Source organism: Novosphingobium sp. P6W (genome assembly GCF_000876675.2).
GTDB lineage: Bacteria > Pseudomonadota > Alphaproteobacteria > Sphingomonadales > Sphingomonadaceae > Novosphingobium.
The window spans coordinates 855849-874483 of record NZ_CP030353.1 but is presented as its reverse complement, the minus strand read 5'-3'; the positions used below and the strand labels follow the sequence as shown (position 1 = coordinate 874483).

Here is an 18635-nt window from a genome sequence, read left to right as displayed (position 1 = left end):
GATCTGGAGAAATCTAGCGCGAATAATCCGTGAAGACGAGGTCGGCTTCGGGGTTCAGTCCTTTGAGCTTCAAATGGCACGAATAACATGCCTGCGCCACCGCCGGATCCTTGTTTGGCAGCCCGTTTTCGAACTGACCATAGCCCCACCCGCTCGTCGCGACGTAGCGTTTGGAATCCTTGACGCTGACCTGGACGTTGGTCGGCTCACCCGCCACGAACGACTGGGGCGATGGGAACACCTTGTCGTTGCGAGGGGACGACTGGTACCGCCAAGCAAGTCGGACGATAACCGATCCGTCAGGAAACGGACGAACACCCTTGCGGTAGGCCTCTACCGCAATTTCGTTCCCCAGGATCGCGCGAATATCGTTGTTCTTGCCGTTTTCCTGCGCGACGCTGATGAGCTTCCAGTCTCGATACCCGTCGGGTAGTCTCACCCCAAACACAGGGGAGGCCCGATCGTCCTGGTCTTGTGCGCTCGATACCGCGGCAACACAGAATGTAACCATTGCCAGCGCCAAGGCGACAGTGCCGGGGCGCATCAGGGCGGTTTTCCTCGCTGACATCGCGTGCAGTCCTTTCTTCAGCCGACCATTGCCGCTGCGTCGAGTACAGCCTTGGCGAAAGCGTCTGGCGCTTCCTGCGGGAGATTGTGGCCGACACCGCCCGATATCAGGCGGTGCTCGTAGCGACCGGTAAACCGTGCCCGATACTTCGACGGGTCAGGATGCGGTGCACCGTTGGCGTCTCCCTCCATCGTGATGGTGGGGATGACGATCGGGGGAGCGGATGCCAGCTTGGCCTCCATGGCATCGAAGCTGCTCTCGCCCTCAGCAAGGCCAAGCCGCCACCGGTAATTGTGGATCACGATCGCGACGTGGTCGGGATTCACGAACGACGTCGCCGAGCGCTCGAAGGTCGCATCATCAAACTTCCATTGCGGGGAGGCGAGCTGCCAAATCTGTTTATTGAATGCATTTGTGTTGGCGGCGTAGCCGGCCTTGCCGCGCTCGGTGGCGAAGTAGAACTGATACCACCATTGAAGTTCCTGCGCGGGCGGCAAGGGCGCGACGTTGCCTGCCTGACTTCCGATCAGATAGCCGCTGACAGATACGAGTGCTGTGCACCGTTCCGGCCAGAGCGCTGCCATGATGTCGGCAGTACGCGCGCCCCAGTCGAACCCTGCGACGACCGCTTTCTTGATGCCCAGCGCGTCCATCAGCGCGATGCCGTCGGCACCGAGCGCCGCCTGTTGGGCATTGCGGGCGGCAGCAGCCGAGCGGAACATCGTCGTGCCATGGCCGCGCAGGTGCGGGATGATGACGCGGTGTCCCTTCGCCGCCAGCGTGGGCGCGACATCCACGAAGGCGTGGATGTCATAAGGCCAGCCGTGGAAAAGCAGGATCGGTAGACCGTTGCGCGGTCCCATCTCGACATAGCCGATGTTAAGGACGCCGGCATCGACCTGCCTCACCGGACCGAATGCCGATACGCCCTTCGCTGCGGGCATAGCGGCCAGCGCAGCCCTGGATGTGGTCCCGATAACCAGCGTGGCGGCGGCCGCTGCGGCGACCTGGACGAATTCGCGACGCTTGGGATCGGAGGGTTCTTGGTGCGGGTCCATGGCATTTTCTCCCGTGTCGATTGGTGTGGATACGAGATTGATAGCTCAGCGCGGTCCGAGGCGCCCGTTATCCGGTGTGATGCGGTGTGAGGATGGCGCGAGGGTTGTGTAGGCCAGAGCCGTTTAGCGCTTCAGCTAGGAGCATCTAACACCAACTAACTGGCGCTGCGGCCACCGTGCGGCATTATTGGGACGTGCGGGCGGGTGGCACAGGTCGACGGCCATAACGCCGGCACCTGTTCGAACTTCAAGGTGGAACCCCGAATGTCTCCAATGAGTGCGACCACGATCCAGCGGGTCCGTGACGCAGAAAATGCCTGGAACAGGCGTGACTGCGAGCCGCTCGTGCGCGCGCACACGATCGACTGTCTGTGGCGGAACCGCGTCTACTTCCTTTGGGGACGTGAGCAGATCCGGACTTTCGTCGAGCGCCAGCTCCGCAGGGAGATTGATCTACGGATCCTTCTGGAACCGTGGACGGAAGGAGATAGCCGTCTCGCCGTCCGCTTCGCGAGCGAGTTCCGCAATGATAGCGGGTCTTGGTTCCGCGCCTATGGCTGTGAGGAGATGGAGTTCGACGAAATGGGTCTGATCCGCCGCCGTTTCACATCCGCGAACGAGCACGCCATTCAAGAGCACGATCGAATGCTTCGCTGGTCAGGCGATACCCGCCCGGATGACCAGCCATCACTCACTGAACTGGGCTTCTGACGGGATTGGCGTCGATAGCCATAGGCGGGGAGGGAGCATCGATATGCTCTACGGCCAAGTCGATGCCCTTGGTCTCCCGTAGGAACGCTGTCGCCAAGAGGATCAGCGTATAGGAACTGACCACATACAGACCGATTGCCTGTGCATGACCGAGCGCGGCAACACTCGAACCGACTGCTAGTGGCGTAATCCCGGCGAGCCCACGCCCAACATTGTAGCAGAAGCCCATCCCTGAGCCCCGCAACGGTGTGGGATATAGCTCCGTCAGCACCGGACCAATGGCGCTGTAAATTCCTAACGCGAACAGCCCAAGGATCGGCGTAACGATGAGAAGTTCGCTCGCCGAGAGGCCGGGCTGCATCGCAACGAGGGTTGTCGCGACGCCAGCAAGTGCAAAGCCGGCGAGCGTGGCTCGTCTGCCCACACGATCGCTCAGCCAAGCGCCGAGAATGTAGCCCACAAACGAACCGCAAATGAGTGCTGCCATGTGCATCGTAGCTTCACTGGTTGACATCCCTCGCTCGGTCTTCAGCATTGTCGGCCACCAAGTCGCTAGCGCCCAGTATCCGCCATGCATGCCAGAGGCGAGCAGCGTGCCCTTGACGGTCGTGCCGACTGCGTCGCGCGCGAAAATGCGGTGCCATGGCTGAGGTTCGCGGCCCATCCCGAACACCCGGGTGTCGGCAATACGTCCCCGCATCCGGAACAACGCCAAGGCGGGGAGAAGCCCAACGAAGAACGTAATCCTCCACCCCATATCGATCGGAAGCAGCGCCAGCGAGATGGTCGCGGTAGCTGCGGCGATGGCCCAGCCGACAGCCCAGGCGCTCTGCAACGTGCCCAGCGTTCGACCACGGGTCGCAGCTGGCGACATCTCGCTCATGAACACCACCCCAACGGCCCATTCCGCGCCAAAACCGAAGCCCTGCACCAAGCGCGCGATGAGGAATTGGTTATAGTCCTGCGCCAGTCCGCAGAAAGCGCTGGAAACAGCAAGCCAGAGGATTGAATAGCGCAACACGCGGATGCGGCCGACGCGGTCGGATACCGCTCCCGCCAGCCAGCCGCCCAACGACCCCGACAGGAGCGCGGCGGATGCGAGCAATCCGGCTTCCCCCGGTGTCATGCTCCAAAGTGCCGTCAGCGCCGGCAGTACGAATGCGTAGAGCTGGACGCTCATCGCGTCGATACTGAAGCCGCCAAACGAACTCCAGAAGGCAAGTCGCGCAGGTCGGTCAAGGGATCGATACCAGTGCGGCGGGTTCATTGCGAGGGAACCATGTCAGTCTCGATTCTGACCCCATCTTTTAGGGGACTCAGAGCGATGATGCGTTCGATCGAGATGCTCGACAGGAAGGCCTTGTCATGGCTCACCACCAAAAGCGCGCCATCATAAGCTTGCAGCGCTTCCTCCACCGCATGAATCGAGTCGAGGTCGAGGTGATTGGTCGGCTCATCGAGGATAAGCAGTTGCGGTGGCCTCTGCCCGCCCAGTCGGCAGGCAAGGCCGGCACGTAACATCTGGCCTCCGCTGAGCGTGCCGACGATCTGGAGCGCGGCGTCTGCGCGGAACAGGAACCCGGCCAAGATCGCGCGGCATCTATTCTCGTCCGCATCGGGGTTCAGCCGCTGGAAGTTGTCGAGAATAGAAGTCGTCGGGTCGAGGAAGGCAACGTGCTGGTCTATAACGGCGACCGTCACGCCGACCTCCACTGCGCCGGATAGAGGCGGCAGAATGCCGCAAGCCAGCTTGAGAAACGTGCTCTTGCCAACACCGTTCGGCCCGGTAATCGCTATTCTCTCAGGCCCGACGACGTCGAGATTGACGTGCTCGAGCAGCACGTGGTCTGCGGCATACCCTGCTGTGACGTCGCGCATCTGCAGCACCCGGCGATCTGCGTGCAGCCCGGTCGGCGGCAGCACGATGGACAGCTCCTGCAGGATCTCGATCCGTGCCTGTGCGGTCGCCACGGCGTCGGCCGCTTGTCCGGCCAAGCGTTCGGTCATGCGTAGGCCGCTTCCCCCTCTGGCCTCGGCCGCACTCTTGCGGGCACCCATCAAAATGCGTGGCATGTCGCCACGCGATGCCCTGCGCGATCCTGCAGCATCGCGGCGCTGCTTTCGCTCCACTGCGACCTGCGCCTTGCGATCCACTTCGGCTTGGCGCTTCTGCGCATGCAGCAGATCGCTCCGGGCGGCTTCCAATTCGACGGCCTTGCGCTCGCGATACTGGCTCCAGCCGCCGCCGTACCGCGCCGCGCCCAGCGAGGTGAGTTCGATGATGGCGTCCATCCGCCCCAGCAGTTCGCGGTCATGGCTGACAATGAGCATCCCGTCCGTCCATCCCTCAACTAGGCGGAGCAATGCCTCTCGGCCGTTGCGGTCGAGATTGTTGGTTGGCTCATCCAGAAGCAGGAAGTCAGGGCGGTCAAAGATGGCAGCGGCCAGGGCAGCGCGCGTACGCTGCCCGCCGGAAAGGGTCGCCAGTTTCGTTGTCGCTGCGACATCCAGGTCCACGCGCGCAAGCGTTTCCCGGACGCGTTCTTCCAGCGTCCAGTCGGCGTCGGCAAGCTCGTCAACGCCGGCAATGCCCTCCTCGGCGCGCTTCAGGACGCAGAGTGCGTCGCTAACCCCGAAGGCATCCGCGATCGTTTCGCCGGCACGTTCACGAACTTCCTGCCGCATCGCATGGATGGTGCCATCCGTGACGACCTTCCCAGATGTCGCTGCCAGATCGCCGACGAGAATCTGAAGCAGCGTTGTCTTCCCAACACCATTGCGCCCTACCAGGCCCACGCGCTCGCGAGAGATGTGGATATCGATGCCGCGCAGCACCGGTCGGCCATCAGGGGTCGCCCAACATAGTGCAGATGCGCTAATCGAGGACATGCCCTTCGAATCCGATCCTTTAATAACAGCACGGCACCGTGCAGATAACGATAACTGGTTCTCGCCGCAACGACGTCGTCATCTAGGGAATGGGGCGTGAGTGGGGCCGGTGGGCGGCCGACCAAAGCTCAGGCTGCTGCGCGTAACGACGCGCTGCTCGATGCCGCTCGGCTGATTTTTTGTAAGCGCGGTTTCGCCGCCGCGTCGATTGAAGAGATTGCGTCTTCTCTCCGGTGGTCGAAGCACACGGTGTACAGCCGCCATTCTGGCAAAATCGAACTGCTGGAGGCTGTCGTGGCCCGCGACGTTGAACGGTTTGTCGCGGCTCTGGAGGCTGCGAAGCGAGACGACATTGAGGCTTTGCTATCGCTGCGCGCGATGGCGCGAGCCTATTTCGGCTTCTCCGTTTCACCGGGCTACTCCGCGCTCTACGCGGCTGTGGCACTCGAAGCGGCGTCCTCTGAGCGATTGCGTGGCCGACTGGTAGAATGGGCCTCCACGTCGCTGGCACCGCTCCGCGCGGCTATCGAACGCGCCACTTGCGCTGAGAACTGGGGCGGTTCTGATGCAGAAGAGGGGTGCGCGATCCTTATCGACTTGCTGGACGGCGAGGCGAACCGAGTGAAGTGGACCGGCGCTGCGGAAGATGAGGAGCAAGTCGATCGCCGCTTCGACCGCCGCTGGCGGCTGTTCCTCCGTGCAACGGCTGCTGAGCACAGCGTCTGAGTCGCAAGCGTCGATTTTTTTCATACCACGTCTCTAGCATCTTGAACGATCGTTCCAATACCCTATCTCTTGGATATGGCCCGTCCCAAAGAATTTGATGTCGACGTCGCGGTCGCGGCCGCTGCGGGCGTGTTCAAAGATCACGGCTATGAGGGTACTAGCGCCCAGATGCTGGTCGATGCGATGGGCATTGGCCGCCAAAGTCTGTATGACACCTTCGGCGACAAATGGGGCATCTATTGCGCCGCGATGCGGCAATATTGTCAGAACGAGACCCGCGCGCACAGCGACCTCCTTGCAAGCCAGCCGAGAGCAATCGATGGGATACGGGCGATGTTCGACCGTGTCGTCGATGAGGCCGCCACGGGCTGCCTCGGGTTAGGGTCGATAGTCGAGTTCGGCTGCAAGGAACCCGATATCGTCAAGATTCGCGACGTCTATGGCGAGATTCTGGCGAACGCGATGCGTGACGCTCTGGCTGCCGCTCGCGAGCAGGGCGACGTCGCCCCGGATCAGGATCTGGACCATCTGACGACGTTCACGCTGCAGATGATATCAACGATCCGTCTTACGGCGCGCGCTGGTGCGACCTCCGAACATATCGCGGCAATGGCGCCAATCGCTCTTCGCGCGCTCCGCTAATCCCTTTTTTTGACCAGTTCTGGAACGATCATTCAATATAAGAGGAAGACCCCAGTGAAGGCAGTATCAATATCAGCAACCGGCGGTGCCGAGGTTCTCGAACTAAAAGAGCTCGCCGATCCGCAGCCCGGCCCGGGGGAGGTTGTAGTCGACGCAACGGCGATCGGCGTGAACTTCATGGACATCGGCACACGCAAGGGCATGAACGGTATGCCTTTGCCGCTCGTGCTTGGTGTCGAAGGTGCCGGGCGCGTTGCTGCAGTGGGCGAGGGGGTTACTGATCTCGTCGTTGGCCAGCGTGTCGCTTGGGTCTTTGCCTGGGGCAGCTACGCGAGCAAGGTCGTCATGCCCGCAACGTCGGCAGTGCCCCTCCCCGACGATATCAACGACCGCCTCGCGGCTTCACTGATGATGCAAGGCTTGACCGCGAGCCACTTTGCGACTGATTTCTATCCGGTTCAGGAGGGTGACATCGCCTTGGTGCACGCCGCAGCGGGGGGGCTCGGTCAGATCCTGTCACAGATCATCAAGCTGCGCGGCGGCACTGTGATCGGCCGGGTCTCAAGCGAAGCAAAGGTCGCAGCGGCAAAAGCCGCCGGTGCCGATCATGTGATCGTCGATGCCGATGGCGACTTCGTGAAGAAGGTGCTCGAACTGACCAACGGCGAAGGGGTCAATGTCGTATATGATGGCTCCGGGCCGGCCACGTTCGACGGGTCTCTCGCTTCACTCCGCCGCGCCGGCACATTCTGCTGGTACGGACCCGTGCTCGGTGGCCCCGGCAGCCTCGACATCATGAGCCTGCCGCGCAGCGTGAAAATTGGCTACGCCGTTTTCTTCGACCACATCCATACGCCGGACCTCCTCCGCAAGCACACCCTGCGTCTCTTCGACTGGGTTCGCGAGGGCAAACTCGTGATCGCACCGGCAACGGAGTATCCGCTGGCCGATGCTGCCCTCGCCCATACGGCGATGGAGAGCCGGGCAACGACCGGGAAGCTTCTGCTGATACCATGATTAATAGCACTCGGGGCGGCGCTGAACGCCGCCCCGGCAGCACCGTCCGGGCCACGTGCAACCGTGCATAAACATACAGCATCTGGACTCTGAGGCGATTCCTGGGCTTCGAGCCAGTCAAGAACAGTGTTCAGAAGCGGACTTCAGCGGCGCAGATTGCCCTGATCCCGTGACCGCTCGTCTATCATGGCAGAGCAAACGAACTTGAGTCTGCGCTATCCTCTGGGTTGTCCGACAGAGCCTTGCGAAGATCGACCTTGAGATCGGAAGCCATGCTGAACGTGTACCCGACCTTACGGCCGATAATGTCGTCGAGAAGATTCACCGCGAGGGAAGCAGTCGCCTCGAAAGGCACCGGATCGTCGAGCACACGGGGAACAACTGCCACATCCGCGTTTACATGGGCGATGTAGCGGTTGCGATGCGAGACTTTGAGATCATTCACCAGCTTCCGGTACGCCTTAATCTTGGCATCGAGATCCTTGGTGCGCGTGGGATCTAGCCCTTCGCGCTTCAAAGCCGCGAACAGGGTCTGGAATGATCGATTGTTTCTGGTGTCGTCGTCCAGTGCAGTTAGCCGCCCCACAATGTCCCTGGCCGCACTTTCCAAAAGGATGCAATCCACCACGAACGCCTCGCGGGACATTTTCCCAAGGTTTTCAAAACGCCGACGGGTAATGTACGAATAGACCGTGATCAGCAGCCAGAGCACATCTTGCTGCAGGCCTTCCTTGATCGTTTCGGACGAGACATACTCTTTTGCCATAGCGCTAAGCATGTACGGCATCTCGCCGTATTGCGCGAGTGGCTATTCCTCATCGATGAGGCGTGAAGCACTCGACTAGCGCCCCCGTCCATCATCGACTTCGCCAAGCGCCAACGTCCTTCCACTCAGCCGTCGCATTGATCCTTGTCCGGCAGTGGGCACGTGATCATCAGGTAAAATCGAGACGGTTGCGTTGGAGCCTCAGGCTTGCGATCAGCCATCCGTCATCGAGCCTTACATAATCAATGTGGTAATGACCGTAGCCTCGCATCGTCCGGAACGGCAAGTCTGCCAGATCACCGGCGCCATCGCCCGTCCGGTCGATCCAGTCCTCCATCGACCAAATAGCATGAGCCGTGTCTGATGAGGTGATGTCGATCTCATGCGAGAAGAGGTGATGTATCACGATTCCATCGCCGACGGCCGCATCGACTTCTGTCGCGATCGCACGCCGTCCGCTCATTTTGCCAGTGACGTTCCCCGCCACGTCGTGGCTTGTGAACGTCGCATCATCCGTGAACAGCTTGCTCAGTTCGTGCCAATCCTTGCTATCGGCGATGCGGACGTAGCGCGCCTGGAGGTTACGGATATCCTCGATAGCGAGTAGCCTTTCGAGTGCGGTCATGATCTGGCTCCTAGGTCTGATGCAGGCGGGGGGTGCCAATGCGGCTGATGTCCGCCCCATACCGATGAATTGGCCGCGGGCCGCTTGAAGGAGAAGGGGGCTATGCGAGAGCTAACGCGAGTAGCGCTCAGGCTCTCACCACCTAACCCGCACTAACGCCAGCCCCCACTAACATCGATCCGGCAACCAAAAGGGATCGATCATGGCCGACAAACACGCACCTGCCCCCAGCTGCCCGTTCACGCATCTGACAACCGCCTTTGGCGCTCCGGTGGTGGACAACGAGAACAGTCTGACTGCTGGCCCTCGCGGACCGCTCCTGATGCAGGACGTTTGGCTGTTGGAAAAGCTCGCAAACCTCAACCGCGAGATCATCCCCGAGCGGCGTATGCATGCAAAGGGTTCGGGTGCTTTCGGTACTTTCACGGTAACCAACGACATTTCGCGCTACACCCGCGCGTCTATCTTCAGCGCGGTCGGCAAGCAGACTGAGATGTTCGCCCGCTTCACGACGGTGGCGGGCGAGCGCGGTGCTGCCGACGCAGAGCGCGACATTCGCGGCTTCGCCCTCAAATTCTACACCGAGGAGGGCAATTGGGACATGGTCGGCAACAATACGCCGGTCTTCTTCGTCCGCGACCCCCGCAAGTTCGCGGATCTCAACAAGGCCGTGAAGCGCGATCCGCGCACCAACATGCGCAGCGCCACCAACAACTGGGATTTCTGGACGTTGCTTCCGGAGGCCCTTCATCAGGTGACGATCGTGATGTCGGACCGTGGCATCCCGCGCAGCTACCGGCACATGCACGGTTTCGGCAGCCATACCTACAGCTTCTACAATGAAGCTGGCGAGCGCTTCTGGGTGAAGTTCCACTTCAAGACCCAGCAGGGGATCGAAAACCTGACTGATAGCGAGGCCGGAGCGCTCATCGCCGGCGATCGGGAAAGCCACCAGCGCGACCTTTACGAGGCCATCGAGGGCGGCAACTTCCCGAAGTGGACGATGTTCGTGCAGATTATGCCAGAGGCCGATGCCGAGACGGCGTCCGTCCACCCGTTCGATCTGACGAAAGTCTGGTTCAGAACCCAATATCCGCTGATCGAAGTCGGGCAGTTCGAGCTGAATCGGAATCCGGAGAATTTCTTCCAGGATGTCGAGCAAAGCGCCTTCGCCCCATCCAACCTCGTGCCCGGGATCGGCGTGTCTCCCGACAAGATGCTGCAATCCCGCCTATTCGCCTATGGCGACGCGCAGCGCTACCGCCTCGGAGTCAACCACCACCAGATTCCGGTCAATGCTGCGCGCTGTCCGGTCGCTTCGAACCATCGCGACGGCCAAGGTCGCGTCGACGGCAATTATGGCGGCACACCGCACTACCATCCCAACAGCTTCGGGCAGTGGCAGGATCAGCCAGCTTTCCGAGAGCCGCCGCTGCGGCTGAACGGTGACGCCGATTTCTGGAACTTCCGCGAAGATGACGACGACTATTTCTTGCAGCCCCGCCGCTTGTTCCAGCTCATGACGCCCGAGCAGCAGCAGGCTCTTTTCGGGAACACCGCCGCCGCACTTGGTGATGCCCCGGACTTCATCAAGCAGCGCCACATCGAGAACTGCACCCGATGCGATCCGGCTTACGGGGCCGGCGTCGCGCGAGCCCTGGGATCGTAATCCCCGGCCTCACCTCCGCATTCTGGAAAGGATCTGACATGTATATCTCGAACATTGGCCTCGACGAGCCCCAGCGCCTCGCGGTGATGGCCCAACTGCAAGCACGGCTATCCGACGCTCTCGACCTCGCCGCGCAGCTCAAGCAAGCCCACTGGAACGTGAAAGGAGCGAACTTTCACCAGCTCCACCTCCTGTTCGATACGATCTTCGTCGCGACCGAAGCGCACGTCGATTTGCTGGCCGAACGCATCGTTACGTTGGGTGGGACAGCGGACGGGCGGGTGCAAACGACCACGCGGGCTACAAGCCTCGCAGCCTATCCGATCGATGCAAAGCTCGGCGAACAGCATGCATCGGCCATCGGGCGGTCTCTCGCCGACTTCGCGGCATCGGTCCGAGTCGACATCGACATCGCTGCGGAAAAAGGGGACGCCGGGACGGCGGATCTCTTCACCGAGATATCGCGTAGTGTCGACAAGCATCTCTGGTTCATCGAGGCTCACCTTCATTCTTGATCGTGACCGCAGCCGCCGACGCACGCGCTCCACTGCCATGTGACAGGCCGAACGATGCATTTTTTCGAGCTCCTGGTCGCCATGTTGCTGGCGACGATCATTCTCCAGTTCGGAGCCCATCGGCTTGGGCTACCGCCTGCCGTCGCGCTACTCGTTGGCGGCATCTTGCTGGCCTTCCTACCTGGCCTACCGGTGGTAACGCTGAATCCTGAACTGGTGCTCGTGATCTTCCTGCCGCCCTTGCTGATGGACGGCGCGCGGTCGATTGCCATCCATTCCTTGCATCGCAACATGATCGGCGTGCTGTCGCTCGCTGTGGGCGCGGTCGTGTTTACGACTGTGGTGGTGGCGCTGGTGGTTCGCCTGCTCATGCCTTCGCTGCCATGGGCCGCGTGCGCCGCGCTTGGCGCCATTGTCGCTCCGCCGGATGCGATCTCGGCCCGCGCACTTTTGCAGCGGGTAAGCCTGCCCCGCCGCTTGGCCATATTGTTGGAGGGGGAGAGCCTCTTCAACGACGCCAGCGGCCTCGTCCTCTTCCGCTTTGCCGTCGCGGCCGGCGTCACCGGGGCATTTAGCGCGTCGGGAGCTGTGGGAAGTTTCTTCATACTCGCCATAGGCGGAATGGTCGTTGGTATCCTGGTCAGTACGGCTTGGGTTTTGCTCGTCCGCCGACTGGAAGATGAGTATTTGATGATCGCCGCGTCCGTTCTCGCGCCGTGGGTCGCCTATCTGCTCGCTGAGGCTTTTCATGTGTCTGGCGTGATCGCCACTGTGACGGCAGGGCTGATCTGCGGCTGGTATCAGCACGTGATTTTTTCGCCCGCGGTCCGCATGCGTGGCACCTCCTTCTGGGCGGTGATGATCTTTCTCCTCGAGGCGACGGTCTTCATGCTGATCGGTTCGTCTCTGCGGGGCATCATCGAGCGTGTGGGCGGGTTCGAGGTTGTGTTCGAGAATATGGCGGTGCCGATCCTCGTGGTGCTTGCGGCACTGACAGCCGCCAGATTTGCGTGGATCTTCGGATCCACAGGGATCGTTCAGGTCCTGCGCGCCGCAGGCCTTACGCGCTACGAACCGATGGGAATTGGCAGCATGACCGTGCTGGGGTGGGCGGGAATGCGGGGTGTCGTGACCTTGGCGGTCGCCCTCAGCGTCCCGGCCGACTTCCCCGGACGAGATTTCATGCTGGTCATGGCGTTCGCCGTGATCCTGGGAACCGTCTTGTTACAGGGAATGACCCTTGGACCGTTGATCCGGTTCGCCAACCTCGATGAGGCTACAAGCGATCACCCCCGGCTCAGCCTTGCGCAGGCGCAGACCCTTATGGCCCAGGCGCAGGCATCACGGATCGAGGCGCTTCTTGACAGTGCGGGGTGCCCCGGCGCTCATCCCCAGTTGCTAGCGCGATACCAGAAGCACTCTGCGGTATCTGCGACAAATTGCGGACGCGAACCGTCCCATGACGAATGGCATTATTCGAAGTCGCATCTCATCCTCGAAGCTGTTGCTGCAGGGAGACGGTCGCTTCTGAGCCTTCATCGTGCTGGCGACATCGATGAACACGTGCTGCGTACCCTCGAGCGTGATCTCGACGTCGAAGAATTGAGCACGCTCTCCAATCGCTCCTGAGACTTGAGTTTTAAGCGGCTCCGGGCTGCACATCGACCGATTGAAAGCCGAGCACGTTTGAGCGCTTCTCTCTCTATGGTCTGTCGGACTGATCAACTGTGCGGACCGACGCGCTTACGGTCGGCAGCCCGGCACTTTTGCGGCCGCATGAGCTACCGTTGCGGATGGATCAACCGCTCGGCCGAAGCTGGCAGAGACTCACAGCGGCTAACGGGCTCACACCACATGTCGCCCTTACCTTGAACAAGCTGAGTCGAAACGCTTTCAAGGAAATATCGACATGACCAAGCCATCATACCCTGCACCGACCCCATTCCGCATCCAAGTACCGGATGCCACATTGAGCGACCTCCGACAGCGTCTGCAGCGCACGCGCTGGGCCGTCGATCTCGACAATGAGGACGAGATCTATGGACTGAGTACCGCCTATTTGAAGCCGCTCGTCGACTACTGGATCGACGGTTACGACTGGCGTGCCGCAGAGGCAGAGATCAACCAGGTTCCCCAATTCAAAGTCGAGATTGACGGTCTTCCCATCCATTTCATGCACATCCGCGGCAAGGGGCCAAATCCGATGCCGCTGATCCTCAGTCATGGCTGGCCCTGGACCTTCTGGGACTGGAGCAAGGTGATCGGCCCGCTAACGGATCCCGCCGCCCATGGCGGTGATCCTGCTCAATCTTTCGATGTTGTGATCCCGTCCCTGCCTGGCTTCGGCTTTTCGACCCCGGTAACGCGCGGTGACGCCAACTTCTGGAAGATGGCCGACGCTTTCCACAAACTAATGACGGAAACCCTCGGATATGAGCGCTATGCCGCAGCCGGGCACGATTATGGCGGCCTGATCACCACCCAGCTCGGGCACAAATATGCAGATAGCCTGTATGGCATCAACGTCTGCGCCGAACTGCCCCTGTCGATGTTCCAAAGCGAGCGGCCCTGGGATCTAACGGAGGGACAAATGGTGCCGCCCGGGGCGCCGGACGAACTTCGAGAGGAAATCCTGCTCTTCCAGCGCTACTACGCCTCGCATGTGGCCGTTCACATGCTCGACGCACAAACCCTAACCCACGGGTTGAACGACAGCCCGGCCGGGATGCTGGCATGGATCCTGCAGCGCTGGCGGCACTGGAGCGATAAGAATGCAGCCTTTGACCCCGTCTTTACGCGCGACCATGTCCTCACGAATGCAACGATCTACTGGGTGACGGAATCGATCGGCTCGTCGATCCGCGCCTACAAGAACGCAAACCGGTATCCGTGGATGCCATCACACGACCGGACGCCTCTGGTGCAGGCCCCCGCCGGCTTCACCTTCCTCGGCGGCGATCCCTATCCTCCGGGTGAGACGGTTGAAACCCGTGTGCCGAACTTCCGCAATGGCCCGCTCGCGGCGCAGTTCAACATCGTCCACGCGAAGGCCTATGGGAAAGGCGGGCATTTCGCACCGTGGGAGAATCCCGACGCGGTGATTGAAGGCATCCGGTCCACCTTCGGTGGCCTTAATCCCGATAGCTAGCGGAAGCGGCTCCAGCGCTGTCGGGAACGCCTAATGGTGAGCTTGCCGGCGCTGGAGACCTATGACATTCTGACTGACGTTTTGCTGGCGTGAACGCAGCCAAGTGAGCGGCAGAATTAGGTAGGGTCACGCATTATGGGTACGATCACCGCGGAGCCGCGAACGACCGCCTCAACCGAAACCTGACGTTCACCCGCATGTTCGCGAATGGCTGTTTTGTCCCACTTTAAGGCGATGAATGAAGGGCCCGAATCGGGCAACCCATTTTTCCTCGGGGGACGACCGGAATGAGGGCGCCAGCGCACCGTAGCTTTGCTCCTGCGTGCCCAAGGCTTCGGCGCTGCGATGTTGCGAAGTCGACCGTCCCGAATTTGACCGTAACGGACGCTTAAGTTCGGTCACGTTGCCACGAGTGATTGACCCGCCTTTCATAAATCATCATAAAGCCCCATAGTGATCGATAGAAAGGTATTGCATCGATCATGCGGTGGAACTGGCAACTCATCGACTGGCCAAATTTTGGCTTCGATCCGACTCGCCTGCGAGCAGCCGAGGAGCGATTCCTGAGGGGCTCAGGAGTCGTGGTCGGCACCATGCATCATCTTGATGGAGATGCCCGTCAAGGAGTCGTGATCGAGCTGATCTCTCAGGAAATGGTGGAAAGCTCAGCCATTGAAGGAGAGGTTCTGGACCGTGCCAGCGTGCAATCGTCCATTGCCCGTCAACTTGGTTTTGTCGCGGACAAGCGCCGCTCCAACCCTGCGGAAGCAGGTGCCGCAGAGCTGATGGCGGACCTGTATCGGCGCTACGCGGAACCGCTCACAGACAAACTGCTGTTCGATTGGCACAGGATGCTGATGAATGGCCGCCGCGATCTTGCGGACATTGGCGCCTATCGTACCCACGCGGATCCTATGCAGATCGTGTCGGGCGTATTGTACGCGCCGCGCGTTCATTTCGAGGCGCCTCCGTCTGATAGGGTGCCGGCAGAAATGGCGCGGTTCGTCACGTGGTTCAATGATAGCTCTCCGCGTGGCAAAGCCCCGCTGCCGGCCGTCACGCGCGCGGCGATTGCGCACCTGTGGTTCGAGACGATCCATCCGTTTGAAGACGGCAACGGCCGCCTCGGTCGCGCGATCGCGGAAAAGGCGCTGGCACAAAGCTTGGAGGCGCCGACGCTGACGGCGCTCGCCGCCACCATCCACCGCCGCAAGAAAGCCTATTACGCCGAATTGCAGCGCGCCAGTCAGAGCAACCAGATCGATCCTTGGATGTCCTGGTTTTCCGATATCGTTCTGGAGGCCCAGGGCCGAACCATCGAAACCATCAACTTCCTGATCGAAAAGACCCGTCTGATCGATCGCCTGAAAGGCAAGATCAATCCCCGCCAGGAAAAGGCGCTCATTCGCATGATGGCTGAAGGGCTGGACGGCTTCGCCGGGGGCCTCAGCGCGCAAAACTATCGGACGATCACAGATGCCGCTTCAGCAACGGCGACACGTGACCTGGCCGACCTTGTCGAACTTGGTGCTTTGGAGAGGGTCGGCGAACGACGCTACGCCCGCTACCACCTGAAGATCCACACTGCCATGAGCCCAGCCATCGTCGATATCTCTGATCAGTGAGACGAGGCTTCAGTTCAGCATGCGCTCGATGGCAGTGCCGATCTGCTCTGCGGCATCGAGCAAATGCTCGTCATTAAGATGAGCATAGCGAGACGTAGACTGCGGATTGCTGTGCCCGAGCAGACGCCCGATCATGGGCAACGTCTCCTTGCTCATAGCGGCGTGGCTGGCGAATGTGTGCCGCAGATCGTGCAGCCTGACTTTTCGCAGTCCCGCCAGTGCCTGAAATTCTCGCCAATAATAATCCACGAAACGCATGCGCTTGCGCCGTTTCTGATTCCAAAACAGCCAAGGCACCTTCGAATTTCTTGGTAGCGCGTCGATTAGCCCGCGAGCCTCGTCGCCCAGCCAGACAACGCGCGGGCCTGTCTTGCTATCGCGCAACTTGAGCCGGTTTCCCCGGATATCGCCCCATTGCAGGCCCATGATCTCGCCGACCCGGCAACCTGTCAGGAGGATCAAGGTGATAGCCGTAGCGGCGATTGATCTGACGGCATGATCACCTTCTCGCTTCTCGGTCAGCACCATGCCGACACGCGCAAGTTCTGCCTTGCTCAAGAAGCGTTCGTTCCGGCGCTTTTTGTTCGGTCGGACGGCCCGACAGGGGTTGGTGTTTTCAAGCCGGTATCCCCAAGCCTCGGCGCGGTTCATCATGCTGCTGAGAATCGACATGACGCGGTTGGCGCCGCCGGGGCCGATGCGGTTGTTGATATCGGCAAACCAGCTGGTAACATCTGCTTCATTCAGGGCGTCGATGAAGATCCCGGGGAATGCACCGTCGAGGTAGTGTTCACGATAGACGCCTTGCGTATGGTATGTCGAAGGCTTCCAGCGCGGCGCCCAGCGGCGCCAGAATTCATCGAGAAAGTCATCGAAACGCGGAGCCGTGCGGATGCGCTTGCGCTCGGCCGCGGGATCGGCACCAACCTGAGCATAAGCGAGCACGCGACGGGCGACCATCGCTGCCTGGTGCTTGGTGATGACGGAAGTGGGGCCGATGGTGATTGTGGCAACGCGCCCCGCCATGCGGGTCTGGACGATGTAGACGTTCCTGCCGGTCGCGTAGTGCCGAATACCAAAGCCATGTTCGATACCCAGCCACGTGGTCGTCCGCGGTCGCCCCTTCGGCTTTTGGAGAAAGGCGGAATTGACGCCGACATCGGCGAGCGCTTCGGCGACTACTTTTTGAAGGGTCAGAGCATTCATGATTTCAATCCGAGTGCTTGCGCCAGCCCACCCGAGATGCGTTGGGCGGCATCAGCGATCACATCGTCAGCCAAATGGGCATATTTGGCAGTCGTCTCGGGCAGGAAGTGCCCCAACAGCTTGCCGATTGTAGCTAGCGGGACGTTGTCCATGATCGCCGTTGAGGCAAAGCTGTGCCGCAGGTCATGAATGCGCACATCGGGCGTCGCGCAGCGACGTCGCACCTTATACCACCAAGTGCCGATATTGATCGGGCCGCTACCTGCGGTGTTGGGGAACACAAATTTACAATTGATCCGGCGCGGAATGGTCTCCAGTATCGCTAGCGCCTGACTATTCAACCAGATCAGCTTGGGACCTGTTTTGCTGTCCGGCAGACAAAGATGGGGAGGGCGCACCCACTCCCACTGGATGTCCCTGATTTCACTGATGCGGGCGCCGGTATAAAGAAGCAGTCGAACAATCGCGACATTGATAGGTAATTCGATTTCCTCATCGCGCAGCACAGCGCCCAGCCGTCGATACTCAAGCGGCGTGAGATAGCGTTCGCACGGGGCGCGTTTATAGCGCGGCATTCCCCGTGTGGGGTTGGAGCCCTTGCGCCGCAAGTGAAGCGCCTCTGCGTATTTCAGCAAGGATGCCAGTACAGGAATGGCCCGATTGAAGCGCGCCTCCTTGGCGCCAACGCAATCGTCTCGCCAGCGTGTCACGTCCGCTTGCGTGATATCCGCGAGGCGCGTGGCGCCAAAGACGGGCTCAAGTTCGCGGCGCCAAGCGGCCAAGTTTCGCTTGGCCGTCGATGCCTTCCAATAATGCGCGATATCGCTCCAATAGGTCGTGACGAAATCGGCGAGCGTCGGCGATGCCTTGACGACGGTGCGCTTGGGTAAACCATCGAGCGCTACCTCGGCCAGGAGCCGTCTCGCACGCGTCCGGGCTAGATCACCGTCCACATCATCGGTTCGTCCCAACGACACCCGGCGATGCTTGCCACGATGGCGAAGGCGGACGAACCAGAAATAACGCCCTGTAGGCTGAACACGCATGCCGAAGCCGGCAAGCTCAGTATCCCAGACGCAGTATTCCTTGTCTCGCAAGGGGTGCTTCCGCCGAGCGAAATTGCCGTCGAGATATGCCCGGATACCGGGCTTTTTCCGGTTTGGGACCATATAGCCATCGAATGTAGCAGATTCGCTGGCAAAAGTCCCCGAAAACCAAGGGTTTTGCGGGACCATATGGCCTTTAGCGTACCCCGAACTCCCGGCCTGCTTTTCTAGCCGCGCTACTGATTTTGTTGAATAATTTTCCATGAAAGCAACATACGTTGCGTAGGGTGTGCTTCAATCACTGACGCATCTCCATATCGCTGTCGTTGTCAGAAAACGCCGGTTTCGCGCGGGTTTCCCGGTTCCGGCGAGGCACCTTATAGCCGTGATGGCGCACAAAAGGAACCCTTTGTTCCCCCTCTGT

Annotated in this window: 17 protein-coding genes; 9 read left to right on the top strand and 8 right to left on the bottom strand. The window is 60.6% G+C overall.

Annotated features, from left to right (window positions below; genetic code table 11):
* Window positions 1-13: 13 nt before the first annotated feature.
* Both TQ38_RS20265 and TQ38_RS20260 read right to left on the bottom strand, forming a co-directional pair.
* Window positions 14-544, bottom strand: coding sequence for a cytochrome P460 family protein (locus TQ38_RS20265; protein ID WP_240198162.1), 531 nt, complete (start codon window positions 542-544; stop codon window positions 14-16).
* Window positions 545-585: 41 nt separating this feature from the next.
* Entirely contained in the window at window positions 586-1626 is a 1041-nt protein-coding gene (locus tag TQ38_RS20260; RefSeq protein ID WP_043979604.1) for an alpha/beta fold hydrolase, read from the bottom strand.
* Between the two features lie 204 nt (window positions 1627-1830).
* Here TQ38_RS20260 and TQ38_RS20255 point away from each other — a divergent pair, with 204 nt between their 5' ends.
* Window positions 1831-2337: a DUF1348 family protein gene (locus TQ38_RS20255; RefSeq protein WP_240198161.1), complete on the top strand. Its 507-nt coding sequence runs from the start codon at window positions 1831-1833 to the stop codon at window positions 2335-2337.
* On the opposite strand, the gene TQ38_RS20250 is transcribed toward TQ38_RS20255, so the two are convergent.
* Together TQ38_RS20250 and TQ38_RS20245 are read right to left on the bottom strand one after the other, a co-directional pair.
* The gene (locus TQ38_RS20250) at window positions 2318-3604 is read right to left on the bottom strand and encodes an MFS transporter (protein WP_082057946.1); all 1287 of its coding nucleotides are present in this window, start codon (window positions 3602-3604) and stop codon (window positions 2318-2320) included. The genes TQ38_RS20255 and TQ38_RS20250 overlap by 20 nt on opposite strands.
* On the bottom strand, window positions 3601-5226 hold the full coding sequence (locus TQ38_RS20245) for an ABC-F family ATP-binding cassette domain-containing protein (protein WP_043979608.1): 1626 nt from the start codon (window positions 5224-5226) through the stop codon (window positions 3601-3603). Before TQ38_RS20245 ends, TQ38_RS20250 begins: the two co-directional genes overlap by 4 nt.
* Window positions 5227-5322: 96 nt before the next feature.
* Between TQ38_RS20245 and TQ38_RS20240 the strand changes: the two genes are divergently transcribed.
* The 3 genes from TQ38_RS20240 (at window position 5323) to TQ38_RS20230 (ending at window position 7611) form a co-directional block, all read left to right on the top strand.
* A complete protein-coding gene (locus TQ38_RS20240) occupies window positions 5323-5952 on the top strand; it encodes a TetR/AcrR family transcriptional regulator (protein WP_043979609.1) in 630 nt (209 codons plus the stop codon).
* Window positions 5953-6027: 75 nt separating this feature from the next.
* Window positions 6028-6594: a TetR/AcrR family transcriptional regulator gene (locus TQ38_RS20235; protein ID WP_043979611.1), complete on the top strand. Its 567-nt coding sequence runs from the start codon at window positions 6028-6030 to the stop codon at window positions 6592-6594.
* 54 nt (window positions 6595-6648) lie between these two features.
* Window positions 6649-7611 carry a quinone oxidoreductase gene (locus tag TQ38_RS20230; RefSeq protein ID WP_043979614.1) on the top strand — a complete coding sequence of 321 codons (963 nt, stop codon included), beginning with the start codon at window positions 6649-6651 and terminating at the stop codon, window positions 7609-7611.
* A gap of 184 nt (window positions 7612-7795) precedes the next feature.
* Here TQ38_RS20230 and TQ38_RS20225 read toward each other — a convergent pair whose 3' ends face one another.
* Together TQ38_RS20225 and TQ38_RS20220 are read right to left on the bottom strand one after the other, a co-directional pair.
* Window positions 7796-8377, bottom strand: coding sequence for a hypothetical protein (locus TQ38_RS20225; protein ID WP_043979617.1), 582 nt, complete (start codon window positions 8375-8377; stop codon window positions 7796-7798).
* Between the two features lie 169 nt (window positions 8378-8546).
* Complete coding sequence (locus TQ38_RS20220; protein ID WP_043979620.1) at window positions 8547-9002, bottom strand: nuclear transport factor 2 family protein; 456 nt, start codon at window positions 9000-9002, stop codon at window positions 8547-8549.
* Between the two features lie 202 nt (window positions 9003-9204).
* On the opposite strand from TQ38_RS20220, the gene TQ38_RS20215 reads away from it, so the two are divergent.
* The 5 genes from TQ38_RS20215 to TQ38_RS20195 all read left to right on the top strand — a co-directional run bounded on the left by TQ38_RS20215 (window position 9205) and on the right by TQ38_RS20195 (window position 15959).
* A complete protein-coding gene (locus tag TQ38_RS20215) occupies window positions 9205-10671 on the top strand; it encodes a catalase (protein ID WP_043979623.1) in 1467 nt (488 codons plus the stop codon).
* A gap of 38 nt (window positions 10672-10709) precedes the next feature.
* Window positions 10710-11186, top strand: coding sequence for a DNA starvation/stationary phase protection protein Dps (dps, locus tag TQ38_RS20210; RefSeq protein ID WP_043979626.1), 477 nt, complete (start codon window positions 10710-10712; stop codon window positions 11184-11186).
* A gap of 54 nt (window positions 11187-11240) precedes the next feature.
* Window positions 11241-12815, top strand: a complete 1575-nt coding sequence (locus TQ38_RS20205; RefSeq protein ID WP_043979629.1) for a Na+/H+ antiporter — start codon at window positions 11241-11243, stop codon at window positions 12813-12815.
* A 280-nt stretch (window positions 12816-13095) separates the two neighbouring features.
* Window positions 13096-14334 (top strand): epoxide hydrolase family protein, encoded by a 1239-nt coding sequence (locus TQ38_RS20200; RefSeq protein WP_043979631.1) that lies wholly within the window; start codon window positions 13096-13098, stop codon window positions 14332-14334.
* 482 nt (window positions 14335-14816) lie between these two features.
* Window positions 14817-15959 (top strand): Fic family protein, encoded by a 1143-nt coding sequence (locus tag TQ38_RS20195; RefSeq protein WP_043979633.1) that lies wholly within the window; start codon window positions 14817-14819, stop codon window positions 15957-15959.
* A 9-nt stretch (window positions 15960-15968) separates the two neighbouring features.
* Here TQ38_RS20195 and TQ38_RS20190 read toward each other — a convergent pair whose 3' ends face one another.
* Together TQ38_RS20190 and TQ38_RS20185 are read right to left on the bottom strand one after the other, a co-directional pair.
* Window positions 15969-17165 (bottom strand): site-specific integrase, encoded by a 1197-nt coding sequence (locus TQ38_RS20190; protein WP_043979635.1) that lies wholly within the window; start codon window positions 17163-17165, stop codon window positions 15969-15971.
* Window positions 17162-18475 carry a site-specific integrase gene (locus tag TQ38_RS20185; RefSeq protein ID WP_240198160.1) on the bottom strand — a complete coding sequence of 438 codons (1314 nt, stop codon included), beginning with the start codon at window positions 18473-18475 and terminating at the stop codon, window positions 17162-17164. Before TQ38_RS20185 ends, TQ38_RS20190 begins: the two co-directional genes overlap by 4 nt.
* Between the last annotated feature and the right edge of the window lie 160 nt (window positions 18476-18635).